The organism is Candidatus Nanosynbacter lyticus (assembly GCF_030253515.1).
In the GTDB taxonomy this organism is placed as follows: Bacteria; Patescibacteriota; Saccharimonadia; order Saccharimonadales; family Saccharimonadaceae; genus Nanosynbacter; species Nanosynbacter lyticus_A.
Map to the genome: position 1 here is coordinate 412,085 of NZ_CP124549.1, position 16,549 is coordinate 428,633.

The following is a 16,549-nucleotide window of genomic DNA, read 5'->3' on the forward strand; positions in this document are numbered from 1 at the left end:
GTTAAAACTCCAACTCCGCCATCTTGTCACGTACTTCATCCAGCGCCTTTGAGCCAAAGCCTTTCAATTCTCGCAAATCTTGCTCGGTCAACGTCACCAGGTCGCGAATGGTGCGGATTTCATTGTTAATCAGCGCGTTTGTCGTGCGGGCGCTGAGGTTTAATTCTTCAATTGACATGTCAAGTTCCGAATCATCTGCCTCGTCGTTACCCAGCGCTGGCGCACCAGTTACCACAGTCGAGCCTGCCAGCGCGCTATATTGGCTGACGAGGATAGCCGCTGCTTCCTCAAAGGCTTCGCGCGGTGTCAATGTGCCGTCGGTCTCCACCGTCAGGGCGAGCTTCTCGAGGTTGGTCTCGTCGCCAACGCGTGTCGAGTCAACCTTGTAGCGAACGCGCAGCACCGGTGTAAAGATAGCGTCGAGCGCGATCATGTCGGAGTGCAACCGATTGGCACTCGACTCTTCAATCGTCTGATAGCCACGGCCAGCTTCTGCCACCAAGTCCATAATGACGGTCTTGTTCGGATCATCGATGGTAGCGATGATGTGGTCTGGGTTAACAACTTCTACTTCGCCGTTTGCTTGGATGTCGCCAGCGGTGATAACACCACCAGTTTTTTCCAGACGCAGCTCAACTGGCTCGTCAGTGTGAACGCGGAGTCGCACACCCTTTAGGTTCAGCATGATGTCGACGACATCTTCTTTGACGCCCTCGACAGTGGTGAACTCGTGTGTCGCACCCTCGATACGAAAGGCAACGATCGCGCCACCGCGAATGCTCGAGAGTAGTACGCGGCGCATTGAGTTACCCAGTGTATTGCCATAGCCAGCGTGCATCGGCTCGATCAGAAAGGTCGCACTGGTCGCAGAGGTGTCATCAACGCTCGCGAGTGCTGGATTGTAAATTGCTTTTGCCATAATTCTTCCCTAACCCTTCTTTTATCGTGAGTAATACTCAACAATTAATTGCTCGTTGATGTCAGCTTCTGCTTCCTCGCGCTTCGGCAGTCCAGTCACTTCAATCTTTAGCTTCTTGCTGTCACTCTTTAGCCAGCTCAGTGGGCCTTGGATTGAATTGTTGATCACGTCGTCAATGTGCGTAAAGTACTCAGATTTGGTGCTCTTTGGGCGAACGGTGATGACGTCACCAGCCTTGACACGAATCGATGGGATATCGACGCGGCGGCCATTTAATTCAAAGTGGCCGTGGCTGACCAACTGGCGAGCAGCGCGGCGGCTAACAGCGAACCCAGAACGATAAACGACATTGTCCAGGCGGCGTTCCAACAATTTCAACAGGTTCTCACCCGCCAAGCCTTCCTGAGCGCGAGTTGCCTCGTTCATCAGCCGAGCAAATTGCTTTTCCACCAAACCGTACAGGCGGCGAACTTTTTGCTTTTCGCGCAGCTGTGTAGCGTACAGGCTTGGCTTACTTTGGCGGCCGTGCGCGTGCTGGCCTGGAATGCCAGATTTTCGCGCCAAAACTTTATGTGCTTTTGGATGAAGCGCATAACCTTCGCGGCGGCTTTGCTTGACAATCGGTGAATTATCTCGTGCCATAATTATGCCCTCCGTGCCTTTCGTGGACGAACGCCGCCGTGAGGCACGCCAGTTACGTCCTTAATGCTTTCTACTGAGATGTCGAACGCGCCAACCGCGCGAATAGCGGCATCACGGCCCAAGCCGACACCTTTGACGAAAACGTCAACTGATTTCAAACCATATTGAGTCTTCGCAGCTTCAGCAGCTTTTTCAGCAGCAACCTGTGAAGCATAGGCAGTACCTTTTTTGCTGCCGCGGAAGCCGCATGCCCCAGCTGATGAAGCGGTCAATACGTTACCCTTCTTGTCAGAAAAGGTAACAATGGTGTTGTTAAATGTTGCTTGAATATGCAGCTGACCAGCTGGGACTGATCGGCGCTGCTTCTTCTTGGTAGATTTTGCGTCTGCCATTTCTTAGTCCTTTCTTTAGGTCTTACTTGCTGCTTTTGGTTGTGTACCGCCCACGGCGATGGCGCGACCCTTGCGAGTTCGTGCATTCGTACGAGTCCGCTGTCCGCGTGTCGGCAGTCCTGCTTTGTGGCGAAGACCGCGATAGGCGTTGATATCCTTCAAGCGCTTAATGTTGTTAGTTACCAAGCGCTGGAGATCACCTTCGACGGTGTATTCGCTGTCGATAATTTCGCGAATCTTGTTTTCTTCAGCCTCGGTGAGATCTTTCACCCGAGTGGTCGGCTCAATCTTAGCCGCCGCAAGGATGCTCGAAGCGTGCTTCGGCCCAATCCCATAAATATAGGTGAGCGCAATTTGCACCTGCTTCTCTGTTGGGATAACTACCCCAGCAATTCGAGCCATGCTTAACCCTGCCTTTGCTTGTTCTTAGGTTTTCTTTTGTTGATGACGTACAGGCGGCCTTTGCGGCGGACTAGCTTGTCACCTTTCTTGGGATCTTTGTCGATCTTCTTGACACTTGCACGAACTTTCATAAAGTGCTCTGAAATCTCCCTTCCCGAGTAAACCCGAGATTATCGTTAGTATTATGACGAGCGCCGCGTGTTTCTCGCCACGTGCGCTGGTCGCTCCTCCTTGAGGCGAAAGACGATGCGACCCTTTGTGAGATCGTAAGGAGTCATCTCGACTTCCACCCTATCACCAGGCACCAGGCGGATGTAATTCTTGCGCATCCGTCCCGAAATGTGCGCGATGATACTATGGCCATTCTCCAGTTCCACCCGAAATTGAGTATTAGGCAGTGCTTCCACCACCTTACCAATCATCTTGATGACTTCCTTTTGACTCGCCATAAGTTACAGTTGTCAATTATACCGTATCGTCTCGGCGATTACAAGAGGGACGAGCGTCGTTTTTTCGACTTTTTCTTGGTCAGTTCGTCTGGGTCAAAGTCGTCATAGGTAACCATCAGAGCGCGCGAGTTGAGCTGGCGTAGTGACTCCAGGCCGACTGAGACCACGATGAGCAGCCCGGTACCGCCGATCGACAAGCGTGAGCCGCGGATTGCCGCTAGGTGATACATTAAATATTCAGCGACAAACGGCAAGATGGCGATGATACCGAGGACGATTGAACCGAACAAGATCAAGCGATTGACGGTGCGCATCAGATATTTCTCGGTTTGCTCGCCCGGCCGAATACCCTCGATGAAGCCGCCCTGCTTTTGCAGATTCTCGGCGATTTCGTTGGCGTTAAAGACGATCCCGGTGTAGAAATAGGTAAAGGCAATGACCAGGAGGAAATACAGCGTCGGATAAATGAATGCCTCCCACGTACTGCCGGTAAAGGAGCCTGGGTTGGGTGCCTGGAACCACGTGATCAGGGTGTTGGCGGTGTTTTGCAGATCTGGATTGCCCGAGGCCTTCATGACTTGGCCGATGAATTGCGGTAAGCTGAGGAAGGCAACGGCAAAGATGACCGGGATGACGCCGGCGGCGATCAGCTTGACCGGCAGGATGCTCTTGATGCCGCCGTAGCTGGAGTTGCCATGAACGCGCTTGGCGTAGTTGATGGTGATGACGCGCTGGGCTTCGTTAATTTTCACCAGGAAGTAGAGAACGATGAGTGAGGCGATAGCCATGATCACCACCAGCCAAAAGACGGTTGGATTCACTGGCAAGGTAAACCAGTTAAAGACATTCAGGCCACCAGCCGAAGTGTTGCCGAGCGACGAAATGAGCGAACCAAGCATCTGCGGAATCTGGCTGATGATACCAGCGAAAATCAAGATAGAGATACCATTACCGATACCTTGCTCGGTGATCAATTCACCCAGCCACATGAGCAGGACTGATCCGGCTGTCATTGCCGTCACGCCAACTGTCCACTCGAGCATCGTCGGATCGCTCAGCGTGGTCGTACCACCAGCCAGCACCGTCTGGCGCAAGAGGAAGATAAAGGCGATCGACTGGACGATGGCCAGCGGAATAGTCAGCCGCCGCGTCCACTGCTGGATCTTGCGCCTGCCTGATTCGCCGTCCTTATGTAGCTCTTCAAGCTTTGGGATGGCCTTGGTGAGCAGCTGGGTGATGATGCTGGCGGTAATGAATGGGCTGAGTCCAACCAGTACGAGTGAAAAGCTCGCTAGCGCGCCGCCCGAGAGCAAGTTCAAGAACCCGCCGAGGTCAGTCTGCCCCAGCGCCGCTGCCAGTGCCGTCTTCATCTGTGTCGGATTCGCCAGCGGCACCGGAATATGCGCCAGCATTCGATACACCACAATAATCCCCACCACAATGGCCAGGCGTTTCTGCATATCTTTATTTTTCAGCGACCGGAAAATTATTCTCCAATTCATGTTTTAGCCCCTCATAGTCACTAACAATTCTTAACTCTGTTAATTATACATGACCGCGGCCAATATTTCCATACTAAAAACATAAAGCACATGCGCTATAATTGAAATAATTAACATAACGCAAGATTGAGGTGTCATATGCAACAGCAGCCCGAAACTCCAGTAACTCCATCGTCAATGCCGCAGCTAAACCCAGAATTACCGCCACATCGTCCGCCAAAGAAAAGTAAGTTATGGCTATGGATTACACTGGCGATTGTCGGCGTGTTGGTGATAGTCGGGGTCATCGTAACAATTATTATTGTGTCGAATAGCTCCACTTCTTCAGCTGATACAACAACTTCACGTCAGCGAGCAACCAAGCCTGATAAGAAGAATAATGATAATGAGGAGGATGGAGACAATTGGCAAGGCTCAACTACGAAGGCCACAAAATGCCTAACGTCTGCAGATTTTCGAAGATCTGGCTATACGCACGTAAAGGATGGCTATTTTGTGTTAGAGAACGGCAAATTTAACTTTCGTAGCATTCTCTTTAAGCCAGATTCAACGCAGTACCAACGTGGAACTTCCAACGTTGAAATGGCTAAGCTAGGAATGCTTTACAAATTTAATACTGACAAGCAATTTTCGATTGAACTGGTCCCCAATGAGACGAGCGAGAAGTCGAAGCTGGCTTTGGAGCGTGCCGATAAGATTAAGCACGATTTGGTATCTAATGGAATTCCAGAGCGTAAGATTACTGTTTCTGAGCCAACGGTCGCCGATCATGACAATAGCGACGATACGGCCGACGGGCGTGTAACGATTTATTTCGTTGCACCGCAGAAATGTAGCGAAAAGTAATCCGACTCACCAAGATAAAAGAAAATCCCCTTCTTTTACGAAGGGGATTTTCTAGTTACTAAAGGAAGATTATTTTTCTTCGGCTTCTTTCATGCTTTTACGCAAGGGCGTAGCGACTTTCTCAAATGAGCCGCCAGCTTTTTCAATCGCTTCGACGACTGAAGCGGAAGCAGCTTGCACCTTCAAGTCAACCTTGGCTTTCAATTCACCGCGGGCGATCACCTTGACCGTGTGGAACGGCGTCGCGATGTAGCCTTCGGTAAATAGCAGTGCGTTGTCAACGGTTTTACCGTCAAATACATTCAAGTGGTCGAGGTAGACTACCTGAGCTGGTGTGCGCAGACTCTTGAAACCGCGAGCTTTTGGCACAGCCTGAGCCAGTGGACGCTGGCCGCCCTGGAACATGGCGCGAAGCTTTTTACCAGTGCGGGCGTTCTGACCCTTAGTACCACGGCCAGCGGTTTTACCCTGGCCAGCGGCGATACCGCGGCCAACACGCTTTTTATTCTTGTTTGCTGAAACTTGGAGATCGTTGTATTTCATTACTTAGCCTCCTTTTTAGCAGCTTTTTTGACTGGCTGAACGCCCAGCCACTCTTCGCGTGGAACCAGTGATTTCAAGGCTTCAATGGTTGCGTAAGCGATGTTCACCTTGTTGGTTGAACCAAGTGACTTGGTCAATAGGTTACGAACACCAGTCACACCGATGATCTGTCGCACCACACCACCAGCGATGATACCAGTACCAGGAGCGGCTGGCTTGATCAGCACGCGGGCACCCGAGAACTTGACTTCGCTGTCGTGTGGAATGGTTTCGCCGCTCAGTGGCAAAGTGATCAAATGCTTCTTAGCAACTGAGGTCGCCTTAGCGACAGCAGCTTGTACGTCGGCACCCTTAGCCACACCAACACCGACCTTGTCTTTGCGGTTGCCGACAACCACCAACGCCTTAAAGCGGAAGCGGCGGCCACCTTTCACCACGCGGGACACGCGGTCAATGTTGATTACCAATTCTTCAAACTCTTTTGGTGCGTCATCGCGCACATTTCGCCGGTCATCGCGGCGACCACCACGCGGACTGCGAGGCCGACGGCCTTCTGCGCGTGGGGTAGTATTTGCAGTGTCTGCCATACTAATCCTCTTTCTCTCCTTCTTCAATTCTAACCTTCAACTCATGCAAAGCACTTCTAGGATCAATCGCCGCTGCAGCCATGGTGTGCAAGAGACCATCAATCTCACGTTCGACGACCTCACTTGGAGATATGCAGAGGCCTTTAAAGTTCTCTGGGTCCCCCTTGCGCGGGCCAGTGTAATAACGACGCTCAGTTTCTTTTGGTACATCCTTTACCATACTAGAACTCCAATCCTTCTTGGCGCGCAGCATCAGCCAATGCTTTCAAGCGACCAGCGTACTGGCGGCCGTTGCGATCAAAGACTACTGCGCTAATTTTACTTTTCTTTGCTTTCTTGGCAATTTCAGTACCAATGGTGGCACATTTTTCGCTCATCGTACCTTTTGCTTTGGTGCCAACGGTGGTTGCGGCAGCTAATGTCTTACCAGCGACGTCGTCGATCAGCTGAGCACTAACGTGCATGTTGCTGATGGTGACTGTCAGGCGTGGGTGCTCTGCAGTGCCTGAAACTTTGGCGCGAACGCGGTTTTTGCGAAGAGCGCGGTTGAGTAATTTCTTGTTTTCAGCCATGATTACTTACCTGTCTTTCCTGCTTTGCGCAAAATCTGCTCGTCAGCGTACTTGATACCCTTACCCTTGTATGGTTCAGGCTTCTTCAGTGCGCGGATTTCCGCAGCGACTTGGCCGACTTGCTGTTTATTGATACCGCTGACGATGATGGTCATCTTTTCGTTGGTAACGGTGATGCCCTCTGGGGCTTTGTATTTGACTGGGTGTGAAAACCCGAGCGCCATTTCCAGCTCGTTGTTGCTGGAGCTGACGCGGAAACCGACACCATTGACCTCGAGACGCTTCTCGTAGCCCTTGGTAACGCCGATTACCATATTGTTGATCAGCGCGCGTATCAGACCGTGCTGGGCGCGAGCAGTTTTAGACTCATCCTTCGGATGAACCGTGACGTGTCCGTCTTCGACTTTCACCTCAACCGCTGGCGTGATGAATTGTGTCAATTCACCTTTCGGGCCTTTTACGACCACGTCACCAGAGTCAACCGTGATTGTCACACCGGCCGGAATAATCACCGGCAGTTTTCCGATTCGACTCAGACTCATTACTCACCTTTCATGTGATTTGATATTAACCCTGGTATTTTAGCATGGATTAGGGGTAAAATGCAAGGCAGACTCTCACCGACCGTGTGCTACATAAATCGCGTTAATTATATACCGTAACGTTCTTTTGCGATATTCAGTAGGAGTTCGTATGCCCAACCAACTATCTTTTTCTCGCTTAGCTCCGATAATCTCTTATCGCCATGGAATAGGTTACAGCGTATAGTATATATAATATCCGCAAGATTTTCTAAATCTAAATCTTCTTCATTCCTAAGATACTTTTTCTTTTCATTTTTCATATTTTTAACACTTAATCTCTCTTCGGGCTTTGTACTCTTGAAATCCCTGATTATACACTCTCTGTTCGTACTCACATATTCTCCCGCTATGCTTTTGAAATATTCTTTGAATCTATCTGGCTCTAGATGTTTTTCCGAATACATATTGTAACTACGATTATATGCAGTCCAAAGTATCATGAAACGAATAATCGATCTGTCATCATCATTGAATGTATAATTAATAGCATTCTCTAAGCTATTTATATATTCTATGTTTTCCTTTATATTCTTTGCACTTTCTCTTTCTATAGTCATATCATTTCATTCCTTATATCCATAATATAGTGTTTACTCAAGCGTCATACCGCTTCGTATTCATCATTGTAACAGAATAGCAAGCAACCGGTCGGTCAGGCACTAAGCATCAACCCTACTGACTAACCGCAAATTATTTTGATAGTTTACTTACCTATAGACATGTATCCTGAGACCATCGTAAGTATGCTAACATATGCTTATGATCTCAAAATGCCTCATCGCAAAAATAAGCTTTGTCGTCTTTTCCGCATCCACGGTGCTACTATATATTTTGGCGCGCAATGGAACGATGACTGCGGTTTTTGGGCCGATGCTAGCTTATGTTGTATATCTACTCAATTTTGCGCTGCTCATCGCGTCCACACTTTTCTACATCTGGCAGCGCGCTCACAAAGACACGCCGCAGAAGGATCGCTTGGAGGCGCTCGAGACATATGCGCGACTAGATAATGACGGCCTATTGACCAGTGGCGCGGTAACTATTATCGAGATCGAGGCGGACAGTTTTTGGCGGCTCAAGGAATATGGCGAGACGATTACTGTGCCTATCAACGCCATGAATCCGCTGCGCCTGCCACCGGTGGGCACGCGGGCAACATTCGCGCCGATTGGTAATAAGGATAATCGAGCCATCGGCGTGATTACCGAGATAACGAACGGAAGGATGACGGTCGCACCGGCACCGACAACCAAGCCCAGTAGGCCGCAACTCACCACCAAAACCACGACGTCCAATTGAGCGGTATCAGCATGAGCAAGGACGCTATCGCTAGCGTGATGTACGCCCCCAGTGCCGGCCGCGTCAGCTGCGGCGCATCATAATGATACACCCGCCGCAGCTCATAATAATCCCACAAACGCCACGCACAAATCGTTAATAAAACGGCAGAAATGAGCGACAGCATCCCACTAAGCTCAAAATGATATGTTTGATTACTAAAGTTAACAACAAACATGAACTCCGCCGCCGCCAAACACGACCACCACCGCTCATCCCGTTTCAATCCCATTACCGCTATACAAAATCCCAACGGAATGATCAATCGCACCACCGGTGTGTAGTCAAAAAACAGCTGTGTGTAATATTCAATCGGATATTTATTATTGCCTGCGGCCGCCACCAGCGTACCTACGCCATAAAACACCGTCAATAACACGACGCCAAACACAAACAGCCGCAATATATCGTTATACAACACGTCTCGCAGTGTGATGACGTCGGTTTTAGAGGTAGCGGGAAGCTTCAGAAACGGAATCATTTTTAGCTACCGTTAGTCCGTGAACACGTCCTTATGATTTTTCATAAGGATATCGTAGTTTGCGAGGAGGGTATGTGTCAAGGCAACGGAGCGTTTAGCCGAGAGACTACTTCTCTTTCACCTCGCACCAGCCGTTGTTACTGTTAGGGTAGCAGGTGATATCAAGATCCTTGCCGGTAAATTTTGTAAAGCCAGAATAGCTTGCTGTACCCCAATCCTTCTTCGTTCCACCACAGCCGACAGAGAATTTAATCTTGTCGCCTATGACAACAGGTAGATTTTTAATATCAACGACTGACCGGTTGCTAGTTGGAGTAGTTTTCACCCAATCAGATTTTAGTGTTTCCTCATTCGCTCGTTCTACCCACGCACCGACAAACTCCTCGTCGTTGGCGCAGGTAAATTGCCCGTCAATAGTAACGATGTCCCCCTCTTTAGGTGTAGTCTTTGTCGGACGCGAGGTTGGTTCTGACGGGGACGGCGTCACGGTTTCAGTGACGCGTACGGTTTGCGTCGCCCGTGGCGTCTCGGTCGTTTGCGGATGCCTGTTCGTCGTGGTCACGGTAACAGTCGCTGGGGCTGGCTTGGCGTCCAATCCTGACAGACCGCAACCAGAGGCAAACAACGCCACTACGCCCATAAAGCTAGCTAGCGGTCGGCGCAAAACGTTACCAATTTTTCCGCTGATAGTGGATTCTGGGGATTTATGAGTCATGGTTATTCCTTTCTTGTGGTTGATTATCTGGATTGTCCAATATTATTACGTCGTAAACATGCGCTGCGAGACCGGCCGCAGCAACCTCAACAAGTGTATCTCCGCTATATTGGTGACCCTGTTTATATATATCACGAATCTCCCGCTCTAACCTTTTTCCGACCCTACGCTCTAGCCTCTTCTGACCGGTATCCCTGGTCTGCTGAAGCTTCAACTGCCCTGCTTTTTGTTTTTGTACTAGCCCAGCACGTTTTGCAGTTAGTCTATCTATCATCTGGCCAATGCCGTCCATCTCATGAGTAGACTTTAGTCCGCAGTGTATTGTTTTTAGCCTAGCAATACTATCGTCAATCTCACATATCTCACGAGCAATATCATCTATCTCCTGCCGTATCATCCTCTCCCTATTCACCTCATCAAGTAATACATCAATTGATGATGAACTCTTAGGAGTGTACTCCCCTGTGTCGTATACCTTCTCTGTCATTATTTTGGCATTATACCATAAAAGTACTTTACTAGCAAGCAAAACATTCTCCTAACCTGGCCTGTTACCACGAGACAATTGGTCTATTCACATCCGAGGCATAAGAGCTGTCCACCGTGTGCTATACTAATATCATCATGGATAAGGATTCTATTGAAACGCCGTCAACACCTCAGGGCGCTACACCGCCACAGAGTGAAGTGCCGCAATCTCGAGACGAAGTAACGAAACCACAAGACGGCACCGCAAAGCGACGGCGCATAGCTCGGCTTGTTGATCGTTTGGCGTGGTGGCAGACGACAGCAATTACCGCCGGTATCTTCGCATTACCGCCAGCGGCTGTTGCTGGTGTGATCGATAAGGGAGTGCCGCTTAATGGTTTTTTCGGTATTTATAATGGTTCATCATTTGATACTATTATTTTCATTCTGTGTTTGCTCGCTACACCGTTAAGTCCTCTGTGTGCATTGATGTTTGCTACATACTTTGCCACGAGGCGAAAAGACTTGGCCACCCTGAAGCGCATGATGCCAGTCGCGCTAATCGCCTGTATATTTTTAGTTGCCCTGCTGTCTACACTGCTGGGGTCTTAGCTTGTTGTGCCGATATATTTGATAGACAACTAAAAGCGCCCGGAGATCATTTTCCCCGAGCGCTTCTCTTTTGCTAGTAGTGTCAGATTTAGTACACCTTCAGCAACAACTCACCGCCAAGTTTAGCCTTGGCTGCTTCGGCGCCAGTCATGACGCCTTTTGAAGTTGAGATGAGTACTAGACCGCGGCCGCTTTTCACCTTTGGAATTTCGCTAGCGCCGACGTAGACACGACGACCTGGCTTTGATACGCGGGTGATCTCATTGATAGTGCTGTTAGTACCTTCTTCGTTGATGGTCACCACCAGCACACCGCGAGGCTTGGCGCCCTCTAGTTTAACATCTGCAAGGTAGCCGTTTTTGACTAATTGCTCAGCGATGACTTTTTTCATCTTGCTGGACGGAACACGAACTTCCGTCTTGCCAACCAGTTTCGCATTGCGAATGCGCGTCAGAAGGTCGGCGATTGGGTCTGTAGTTTGCATAGACATTGTCGAATCTCCTTTCCTTCTTACCAACTACTCTTTGTTATGCCTGGGATTTCACCCTTGGCCGCTTTTTCGCGGAAATTGATGCGGCTCAGGCCGAACTGGCGCATGTAGCCGCGTGGACGGCCGGAAATGCTGTCGCGGTTCTTGTGCCTGGTTGGGCTCGAGTTGCGAGGCAATTTCTGCAGTCCGTCGAGATCGCCAAGTTCTTTGAGCTCAGCGCGCTTCGCAGCGTATTTTGCGATCATCTTCAGACGCTTTTTGTCGCGAGCGACCATTGATTTCTTAGCCATTACCTGACGCCTCCTTTCTTCTCAAACGGCATGCCAAATTTCTCTAGCAAGGCTTTTGATGCTTCTTTGTTGCCGTTCTTGATGACAAATGTTACCTGCAACCCGTGCAAAATCTGCGTTTCCTCAAACGTCAGTTCCGGGAAAATTGACTGTTCGATGATGCCCAGGTTGTAGTTACCACCCTTGTCAAATTTCAGGCCAACGCCGTGGAAGTCGCGGACGCGAGGTAGGGCTACGTTAATCAAGCGATCCATGAACTCATACATCCGAGCACCACGTAGGGTTACGCTAACACCAATTGGCGCACCCATGCCCTTACGGATACTAAAACCAGCGATTGACTTCTTTGCCTGGCGGGCAACTGGCGCCTGACCGGTGATCTTTGCAACGGTGTTTTTGACAATTTCAAAGTGACGCTTGTCATCTTTCTTTTTGCCGGTGCCAACGCTCACGATGATCTTTTCCAAAGCTGGCACTTGGTGCACGTTCTTTAGATCTAGTTCGGCTTGCAGTTCCTTCAGGTATTTCTCCTGGTACAAGGCTTTCAAGCGAGGAGCTGGCACGACGGTTTTCTTCTCTGCCATTATTTAATCTCCTTATTTTTTGCTTGGCGAGCGACGCGAGTTTTGCCGCCGTCAGCGTTCTTTACTAAACCAACCCGGCTGGTTTTGCCTGACTTTTCGTCAACAACCAGCGCGACTTTGCTGATGTCCATCGGTACGTGGATATCTTTCTTGCCGCCTTTTGGATTGTACTGGCTTGGTTTGACGTGGCGGTGTCCGACGCCAACACCTTCGACCAAAACAGTCTGATCTTTGGTGTTAACTTTCAGGACTTTACCAGTCGTACCCTTGTTCTTGCCAGCAATAATTTTTACGGTGTCATCTTTGTGAATACGAGCCATTAGAGTACCTCCGGAGCCAAGCTGATGATCTTCATGTAGCCCATGTCGCGAAGTTCGCGTGGCACTGGGCCGAAGACACGGGTAGCCTTTGGCTGCTTGTCATCGTTGATAATCACCACGGCGTTGTCGTCAAAGCAAATGGTTGAGCCGTCTTTGCGGTGGATTTGGTCGCGGGTGCGAACTACCACAGCTTTGACGACAGATTTCTTTTTGACGTTGCCGGTTGGGCTGGCGTCCTTGACTGAACAGACGATCACGTCACCAACGCGAGCGTAGCGGCGGCGGGTACCACCGAGGACGCGGATGCACAATACTTCTTTGGCACCCGAGTTGTCAGCTACTTTGAGACGAGATTCTTGTTGGATCATTTGTCGTCCTCCTTAGCCTCTTCCTCAGCTTCACCAGAAACTTCAGCCTTTAGTTTAATAGAACCGCGAGACTTTTCAATCACCTTGACCAGCGTAAAGCTCTTGGTCTTGGAAATTGGGCGGGTCTCTTCGATTTGCACCTTGTCGCCTTCGCCTGCTTGATTGGTCTCATCATGAGCAGTGTACTTGCGAGTCACGGTGTACTGTTTGCCGTAGAGCGGATGCGTTTCGCGGCTGGTGACCGTCACGGTGATGGTCTTGTCGCGCTTGGCACTCGTTACGACGCCAATCAGTGTTCGTCGGGCCATTACTTGCTCTCCTTTTCGTTAAGTTGTGTCAGCAGGCGTGCGATATCCTTGCGGAGTGAACACAGCGCTTTTGGATTAACTAATTCGCCAGCAGCGTGAGAACGTTTTGCTTGAAGCAGGTCATGTCGCTTTTCGGCGACTTCCTTCTTCAAATCATCAATCGTCTTTACAACTGCTGCTTTTGTAGGTTTCTTTGTTTCAGCCATTATGCGTCCTCCCGTTTGATGAACTTACATTTGACTGGTAGTTTGTGGCTCGCCAGGCGCATTGCTTCGCGGGCTACTTCCTCAGAAACGCCCTGCATTTCAAACATCACCGTGCCGGCCTTTACCTTGGCAACAAAGAACTCTGGATTACCTTTACCACCACCCATCTTCAAACCAAGTGGCTTGCGAGTAACTGGGGTGTGCGGGAAAATCCGGATCCAAATCTTACCGCCACGCTTGATGTAGCGGGTCATTGCCTGACGAGCAGACTCGATTTGGCGGGAGTTGATGCGCTCGTTTGATTGCGATTGCAGCGCAAAGTCGCCGAACGCGATGTAATTGCCACGGGTTGCTTGACCGCGGTTTTTACCGATGCGCACTTTGCGGTGCTTGGTTTTCTTTGGTAACAGCATTTAGCGACTCCTTTCTCCCTTATAAATCCACACCTTCACGCCGATGATACCAGCTGGTGTCTGGGCGCGAGCACAGTGGAAGTCAATATCAGCACGCAGGGTATGGAGCGGCACTGAGCCCTCAATCACCTTTTCGCGGCGTGCCATTTCAGCACCGTTCAAACGACCAGCCACCTCGATGCGGATACCTTTGGCGCCGGCACTCATGGTGTTTTGCGCGGTCATTTTGGTTGCGCGGCGGAAGTTGATGCGGCGCTCTAGCTGCCGAGCGATGTTTTCTGCCACTAATTTAGCTGCTAGTTCCGGTCGGCGCACTTCTTCGATGTTGATGCGAACAGGTGACCCGACAATCTTCTCAACTTGCTTTTTCAATTCATTCACGCCAGCACCGCCACGGCCGATCACCACACCAGCTTTCGCTGTGTGAATAGTTACCGTGATCAAGTTGGCACTCCGCTCAATCTCAATGCGATTGATGGTTGGGCGTGAGGCAAATTTCTTCTCAATCAATTCGCGGATTTCGTGATCCTGGCGAATTGCCTCCGCAAACTCTTTCTTATTGGCCGTAAACCAACGAGAGCTCCAGTTCTTGTGAACTTGTAGGCGGAAGTTGATTGGATTCACTTTTTGACCCATTTACTTCTCCTCCTTTTTTGCCGTGGTTTCGGCGGCTTTTTTCGCTGCAGGCTTGGCAGGTTTGGTCTCTGGTTTTTTTGCAGGCGCTTTCTTTGGCTTCTCAGTACCAGTTACTTCAACCAAGATGTTTGACGTCTTTTTCTGGAACGGCAAGGCACGACCCTTTGACGCTGGCTTAAAGCGGCGTAGACGTGTACCAGTGGTAACGCTCAAGGTGGTAATTACCAAGCTTTTAGCGTCCAAACCGTGGTTGTTGATGGCGTTTGCCTTGGCACTGTCGATTGCCTTTTTGACCGGCAAAGCAGCGCGTTTTGGCACGTGCTCCAAGATAACCAATGCATCGGCGACGGTGCGGCCGCGTATCAGCGCAGCTACCAGGCTGACCTTGCGTGGTGTTTGGTCAACACCTTTGGCGTAAGCGCGAACAGTATACGTAGTATCAGCCATGATTACTTCTTATCCTTTCCGCCGTGCTTACGGAACTTACGAGTTGGACTAAACTCACCGAGTTTGTGGCCAACCATGTTTTCGGTAATCAGCACAGGCACGTGCATCTTACCGTTGTAGACAGCAATCGTTCGACCGACCATTTCTGGGGTGATAGTCGAAGCGCGCGCCCACGTTTTGATAACGGTTCGATCGTCAAGGCTGAGAGCAGCGACTTTTTTCGCAAGCTTCACATCGACGAATGGACCTTTCTTTAATGAACGACTCATCGTGATTTACCTCTTCCTCTTCGCGTCGTGACGCGTGCGTACGATTAATTTATTTGAGCCTTTGCGGCGGCGAGTTCGATAGCCCAGCGTCAACTGACCCCATGGCGTACGTGGTGCTTTACCAGTACCGTGGCGACCACCGTCACCACCACCATGTGGGTGATCTGCGGCGTTCATGACGACACCGCGAACCGTTGGGCGAATACCCTTGCGGCGGCGGCGACCAGCTGAACCGATCTTGACATTCTGGTGCTGGACGTTACCGACTGTACCGATGGCAGCGGTAGCTTCCAGGCGAACTTTGCGAACTTCGCCAGATGGCAATTTGATGGTTGCGTAATTGCCTTCTTTGGCCATCAACTGAGCTTTGGCACCAGCAGCGCGAACCATTTGCGCACCTTTGCCGGCAGTCAGTTCAATAGCATAAATCATCGTACCAACAGGGATAGCAGACAGCGGCAGGCGGTTTGAGGCCTCAATTGGCGCTTCCTCACCAGTCTGAATTGTCTTGCCCTTAACCATCGAGGTGTCGGCCAATACGTAGTGGTACAGATTGTACTGATCTTTCACCCGAGCGATGCGCGCTGAGCGGTTTGGATCGTACTCAATTTCTTCAATCGTCAAAGTCAAGCCGGCTGGCAAATTGTGGTTCACCAAACGGTAGTGACGACGAACGCCACCACCGCGATGGCGCACGGTGATGCGGCCTTGGTTGTTACGGCCAGCATTTTGCTTTTTGGCTTTGGTCAGACTTTTGAGCGGTTTCTTTGTCGTGATGTCCGACAAATCCTGACTCGTCATGCCGCGACGAGCAGGAGTGGTTGGATTGTAAGCTTTCACTGGCATTACTTGGTCTCCTCCATCTGCTGCTCTACTGCGTCAAACACATCGAGCTTATCGCCATCTTTCAGCGTCACGTAAGCCTTCTTCCAATCCTTGCGCGTAGTCGTGCCAGGATAGCGGTTCTTGCCTCGTGAGAAACGCACAGCTTTGCCGTCTTGGACCAAGGTCTTTACCTTCAGGACAGTAACGTCAAATTGCGCTTCAACTGCTGCTTTGATCTCGTTTTTATTTAGGTTCAGCGGAACGCGGAACACGTACACGCCGTTGGCGCTCTGTGCATATGCTTTCTCGCTAATGCGTGGGATAATTGTCATCTGTTTCAT

32 protein-coding genes are annotated in these 16,549 nt (G+C 50.2%); 3 read left to right on the forward strand and 29 right to left on the reverse strand.

The annotated features are described in order from the left end of the window. Position 1: 1 nt before the first annotated feature. Genes NLML1_RS02170 through secY form a run of 7 tightly spaced genes read right to left on the reverse strand, consistent with a single transcriptional unit; the run spans position 2 to position 4,306 of the window. Entirely contained in the window at positions 2-919 is a 918-nt protein-coding gene (locus NLML1_RS02170) for a DNA-directed RNA polymerase subunit alpha (RefSeq protein ID WP_285441208.1), read from the reverse strand. Between the two features lie 21 nt (positions 920-940). Then, complete coding sequence (gene rpsD, locus NLML1_RS02175) at positions 941-1,561, reverse strand: 30S ribosomal protein S4 (RefSeq protein WP_162323327.1); 621 nt, start codon at positions 1,559-1,561, stop codon at positions 941-943. Between the two features lie 2 nt (positions 1,562-1,563). Then, positions 1,564-1,953 carry a 30S ribosomal protein S11 gene (rpsK, locus tag NLML1_RS02180; RefSeq protein WP_138078946.1) on the reverse strand — a complete coding sequence of 130 codons (390 nt, stop codon included), beginning with the start codon at positions 1,951-1,953 and terminating at the stop codon, positions 1,564-1,566. 15 nt (positions 1,954-1,968) lie between these two features. Beyond that, positions 1,969-2,355 (reverse strand): 30S ribosomal protein S13, encoded by a 387-nt coding sequence (rpsM, locus tag NLML1_RS02185; RefSeq protein WP_039327369.1) that lies wholly within the window; start codon positions 2,353-2,355, stop codon positions 1,969-1,971. A 2-nt stretch (positions 2,356-2,357) separates the two neighbouring features. Next, positions 2,358-2,486: a 50S ribosomal protein L36 gene (gene rpmJ, locus NLML1_RS02190; protein ID WP_138076941.1), complete on the reverse strand. Its 129-nt coding sequence runs from the start codon at positions 2,484-2,486 to the stop codon at positions 2,358-2,360. 51 nt (positions 2,487-2,537) lie between these two features. Beyond that, positions 2,538-2,804: a translation initiation factor IF-1 gene (gene infA / locus NLML1_RS02195; RefSeq protein WP_138076943.1), complete on the reverse strand. Its 267-nt coding sequence runs from the start codon at positions 2,802-2,804 to the stop codon at positions 2,538-2,540. A 38-nt stretch (positions 2,805-2,842) separates the two neighbouring features. Continuing rightward, positions 2,843-4,306: a preprotein translocase subunit SecY gene (gene secY, locus NLML1_RS02200; RefSeq protein WP_285441209.1), complete on the reverse strand. Its 1,464-nt coding sequence runs from the start codon at positions 4,304-4,306 to the stop codon at positions 2,843-2,845. Between the two features lie 138 nt (positions 4,307-4,444). Between secY and NLML1_RS02205 the strand changes: the two genes are divergently transcribed. Further along, on the forward strand, positions 4,445-5,152 hold the full coding sequence (locus NLML1_RS02205; protein ID WP_285441210.1) for a hypothetical protein: 708 nt from the start codon (positions 4,445-4,447) through the stop codon (positions 5,150-5,152). A 69-nt stretch (positions 5,153-5,221) separates the two neighbouring features. Here the strand turns inward: NLML1_RS02205 and rplO are convergent, their stop codons facing one another. The 6 genes from rplO to NLML1_RS02235 all read right to left on the reverse strand — a co-directional run bounded on the left by rplO (position 5,222) and on the right by NLML1_RS02235 (position 7,995). Beyond that, positions 5,222-5,695 carry a 50S ribosomal protein L15 gene (gene rplO / locus NLML1_RS02210; RefSeq protein WP_285441211.1) on the reverse strand — a complete coding sequence of 158 codons (474 nt, stop codon included), beginning with the start codon at positions 5,693-5,695 and terminating at the stop codon, positions 5,222-5,224. Next, complete coding sequence (gene rpsE, locus NLML1_RS02215) at positions 5,695-6,282, reverse strand: 30S ribosomal protein S5 (RefSeq protein WP_285441212.1); 588 nt, start codon at positions 6,280-6,282, stop codon at positions 5,695-5,697. The genes rplO and rpsE overlap by 1 nt, the downstream gene beginning before the upstream one ends. A 1-nt stretch (position 6,283) precedes the next feature. Further along, positions 6,284-6,502, reverse strand: a complete 219-nt coding sequence (locus NLML1_RS02220) for a hypothetical protein (RefSeq protein WP_285441213.1) — start codon at positions 6,500-6,502, stop codon at positions 6,284-6,286. Position 6,503: 1 nt separating this feature from the next. Then, a complete protein-coding gene (gene rplR, locus NLML1_RS02225; RefSeq protein WP_285441214.1) occupies positions 6,504-6,854 on the reverse strand; it encodes a 50S ribosomal protein L18 in 351 nt (116 codons plus the stop codon). A gap of 2 nt (positions 6,855-6,856) precedes the next feature. Continuing rightward, entirely contained in the window at positions 6,857-7,390 is a 534-nt protein-coding gene (rplF, locus tag NLML1_RS02230; protein ID WP_285441911.1) for a 50S ribosomal protein L6, read from the reverse strand. 113 nt (positions 7,391-7,503) lie between these two features. Beyond that, positions 7,504-7,995, reverse strand: a complete 492-nt coding sequence (locus tag NLML1_RS02235; protein WP_285441215.1) for a hypothetical protein — start codon at positions 7,993-7,995, stop codon at positions 7,504-7,506. Positions 7,996-8,197: 202 nt separating this feature from the next. Between NLML1_RS02235 and NLML1_RS02240 the strand changes: the two genes are divergently transcribed. Beyond that, on the forward strand, positions 8,198-8,737 hold the full coding sequence (locus NLML1_RS02240; protein WP_285441216.1) for a hypothetical protein: 540 nt from the start codon (positions 8,198-8,200) through the stop codon (positions 8,735-8,737). Here the strand turns inward: NLML1_RS02240 and NLML1_RS02245 are convergent. The 3 genes from NLML1_RS02245 to NLML1_RS02255 form a co-directional block, all read right to left on the reverse strand. Next, complete coding sequence (locus NLML1_RS02245; RefSeq protein ID WP_285441217.1) at positions 8,709-9,257, reverse strand: hypothetical protein; 549 nt, start codon at positions 9,255-9,257, stop codon at positions 8,709-8,711. The two genes, NLML1_RS02240 and NLML1_RS02245, sit on opposite strands and share 29 nt — an antisense overlap. A gap of 106 nt (positions 9,258-9,363) precedes the next feature. Continuing rightward, entirely contained in the window at positions 9,364-9,972 is a 609-nt protein-coding gene (locus tag NLML1_RS02250) for a hypothetical protein (protein WP_285441218.1), read from the reverse strand. Next, positions 9,962-10,459 (reverse strand): hypothetical protein, encoded by a 498-nt coding sequence (locus tag NLML1_RS02255; RefSeq protein WP_285441219.1) that lies wholly within the window; start codon positions 10,457-10,459, stop codon positions 9,962-9,964. The genes NLML1_RS02250 and NLML1_RS02255 overlap by 11 nt, the downstream gene beginning before the upstream one ends. 137 nt (positions 10,460-10,596) lie before the next feature. Between NLML1_RS02255 and NLML1_RS02260 the strand changes: the two genes are divergently transcribed. Next, positions 10,597-11,052 carry a hypothetical protein gene (locus tag NLML1_RS02260; protein WP_285441220.1) on the forward strand — a complete coding sequence of 152 codons (456 nt, stop codon included), beginning with the start codon at positions 10,597-10,599 and terminating at the stop codon, positions 11,050-11,052. Positions 11,053-11,140: 88 nt separating this feature from the next. On the opposite strand, the gene rpsH is transcribed toward NLML1_RS02260, so the two are convergent. Genes rpsH through NLML1_RS02325 form a run of 13 tightly spaced genes read right to left on the reverse strand, consistent with a single transcriptional unit; the run spans position 11,141 to position 16,549 of the window. Beyond that, the gene (gene rpsH / locus NLML1_RS02265) at positions 11,141-11,536 is read right to left on the reverse strand and encodes a 30S ribosomal protein S8 (RefSeq protein ID WP_285441221.1); all 396 of its coding nucleotides are present in this window, start codon (positions 11,534-11,536) and stop codon (positions 11,141-11,143) included. A gap of 26 nt (positions 11,537-11,562) precedes the next feature. Further along, positions 11,563-11,832, reverse strand: coding sequence for a 30S ribosomal protein S14 (rpsN, locus tag NLML1_RS02270; protein ID WP_039327398.1), 270 nt, complete (start codon positions 11,830-11,832; stop codon positions 11,563-11,565). After that, positions 11,832-12,416 carry a 50S ribosomal protein L5 gene (rplE, locus tag NLML1_RS02275; protein ID WP_162323338.1) on the reverse strand — a complete coding sequence of 195 codons (585 nt, stop codon included), beginning with the start codon at positions 12,414-12,416 and terminating at the stop codon, positions 11,832-11,834. The genes rpsN and rplE overlap by 1 nt, the downstream gene beginning before the upstream one ends. Beyond that, the gene (gene rplX / locus NLML1_RS02280; RefSeq protein ID WP_039327403.1) at positions 12,416-12,736 is read right to left on the reverse strand and encodes a 50S ribosomal protein L24; all 321 of its coding nucleotides are present in this window, start codon (positions 12,734-12,736) and stop codon (positions 12,416-12,418) included. Before rplX ends, rplE begins: the two co-directional genes overlap by 1 nt. Beyond that, a complete protein-coding gene (gene rplN / locus NLML1_RS02285) occupies positions 12,736-13,104 on the reverse strand; it encodes a 50S ribosomal protein L14 (RefSeq protein ID WP_138078968.1) in 369 nt (122 codons plus the stop codon). Before rplN ends, rplX begins: the two co-directional genes overlap by 1 nt. After that, a complete protein-coding gene (gene rpsQ, locus NLML1_RS02290; RefSeq protein ID WP_138076967.1) occupies positions 13,101-13,412 on the reverse strand; it encodes a 30S ribosomal protein S17 in 312 nt (103 codons plus the stop codon). The genes rplN and rpsQ overlap by 4 nt, the downstream gene beginning before the upstream one ends. Further along, positions 13,412-13,618 (reverse strand): 50S ribosomal protein L29, encoded by a 207-nt coding sequence (gene rpmC / locus NLML1_RS02295; RefSeq protein WP_285441222.1) that lies wholly within the window; start codon positions 13,616-13,618, stop codon positions 13,412-13,414. Before rpmC ends, rpsQ begins: the two co-directional genes overlap by 1 nt. Further along, entirely contained in the window at positions 13,618-14,031 is a 414-nt protein-coding gene (gene rplP, locus NLML1_RS02300) for a 50S ribosomal protein L16 (protein ID WP_138076972.1), read from the reverse strand. Before rplP ends, rpmC begins: the two co-directional genes overlap by 1 nt. Next, on the reverse strand, positions 14,032-14,667 hold the full coding sequence (gene rpsC, locus NLML1_RS02305) for a 30S ribosomal protein S3 (protein WP_162323343.1): 636 nt from the start codon (positions 14,665-14,667) through the stop codon (positions 14,032-14,034). Further along, positions 14,668-15,114 carry a 50S ribosomal protein L22 gene (rplV, locus tag NLML1_RS02310; RefSeq protein WP_285441223.1) on the reverse strand — a complete coding sequence of 149 codons (447 nt, stop codon included), beginning with the start codon at positions 15,112-15,114 and terminating at the stop codon, positions 14,668-14,670. A 2-nt stretch (positions 15,115-15,116) separates the two neighbouring features. Further along, entirely contained in the window at positions 15,117-15,383 is a 267-nt protein-coding gene (gene rpsS / locus NLML1_RS02315; protein WP_138076977.1) for a 30S ribosomal protein S19, read from the reverse strand. A 6-nt stretch (positions 15,384-15,389) separates the two neighbouring features. Next, on the reverse strand, positions 15,390-16,229 hold the full coding sequence (rplB, locus tag NLML1_RS02320; RefSeq protein WP_285441224.1) for a 50S ribosomal protein L2: 840 nt from the start codon (positions 16,227-16,229) through the stop codon (positions 15,390-15,392). After that, entirely contained in the window at positions 16,229-16,549 is a 321-nt protein-coding gene (locus NLML1_RS02325) for a 50S ribosomal protein L23 (protein ID WP_138078981.1), read from the reverse strand. The genes rplB and NLML1_RS02325 overlap by 1 nt, the downstream gene beginning before the upstream one ends.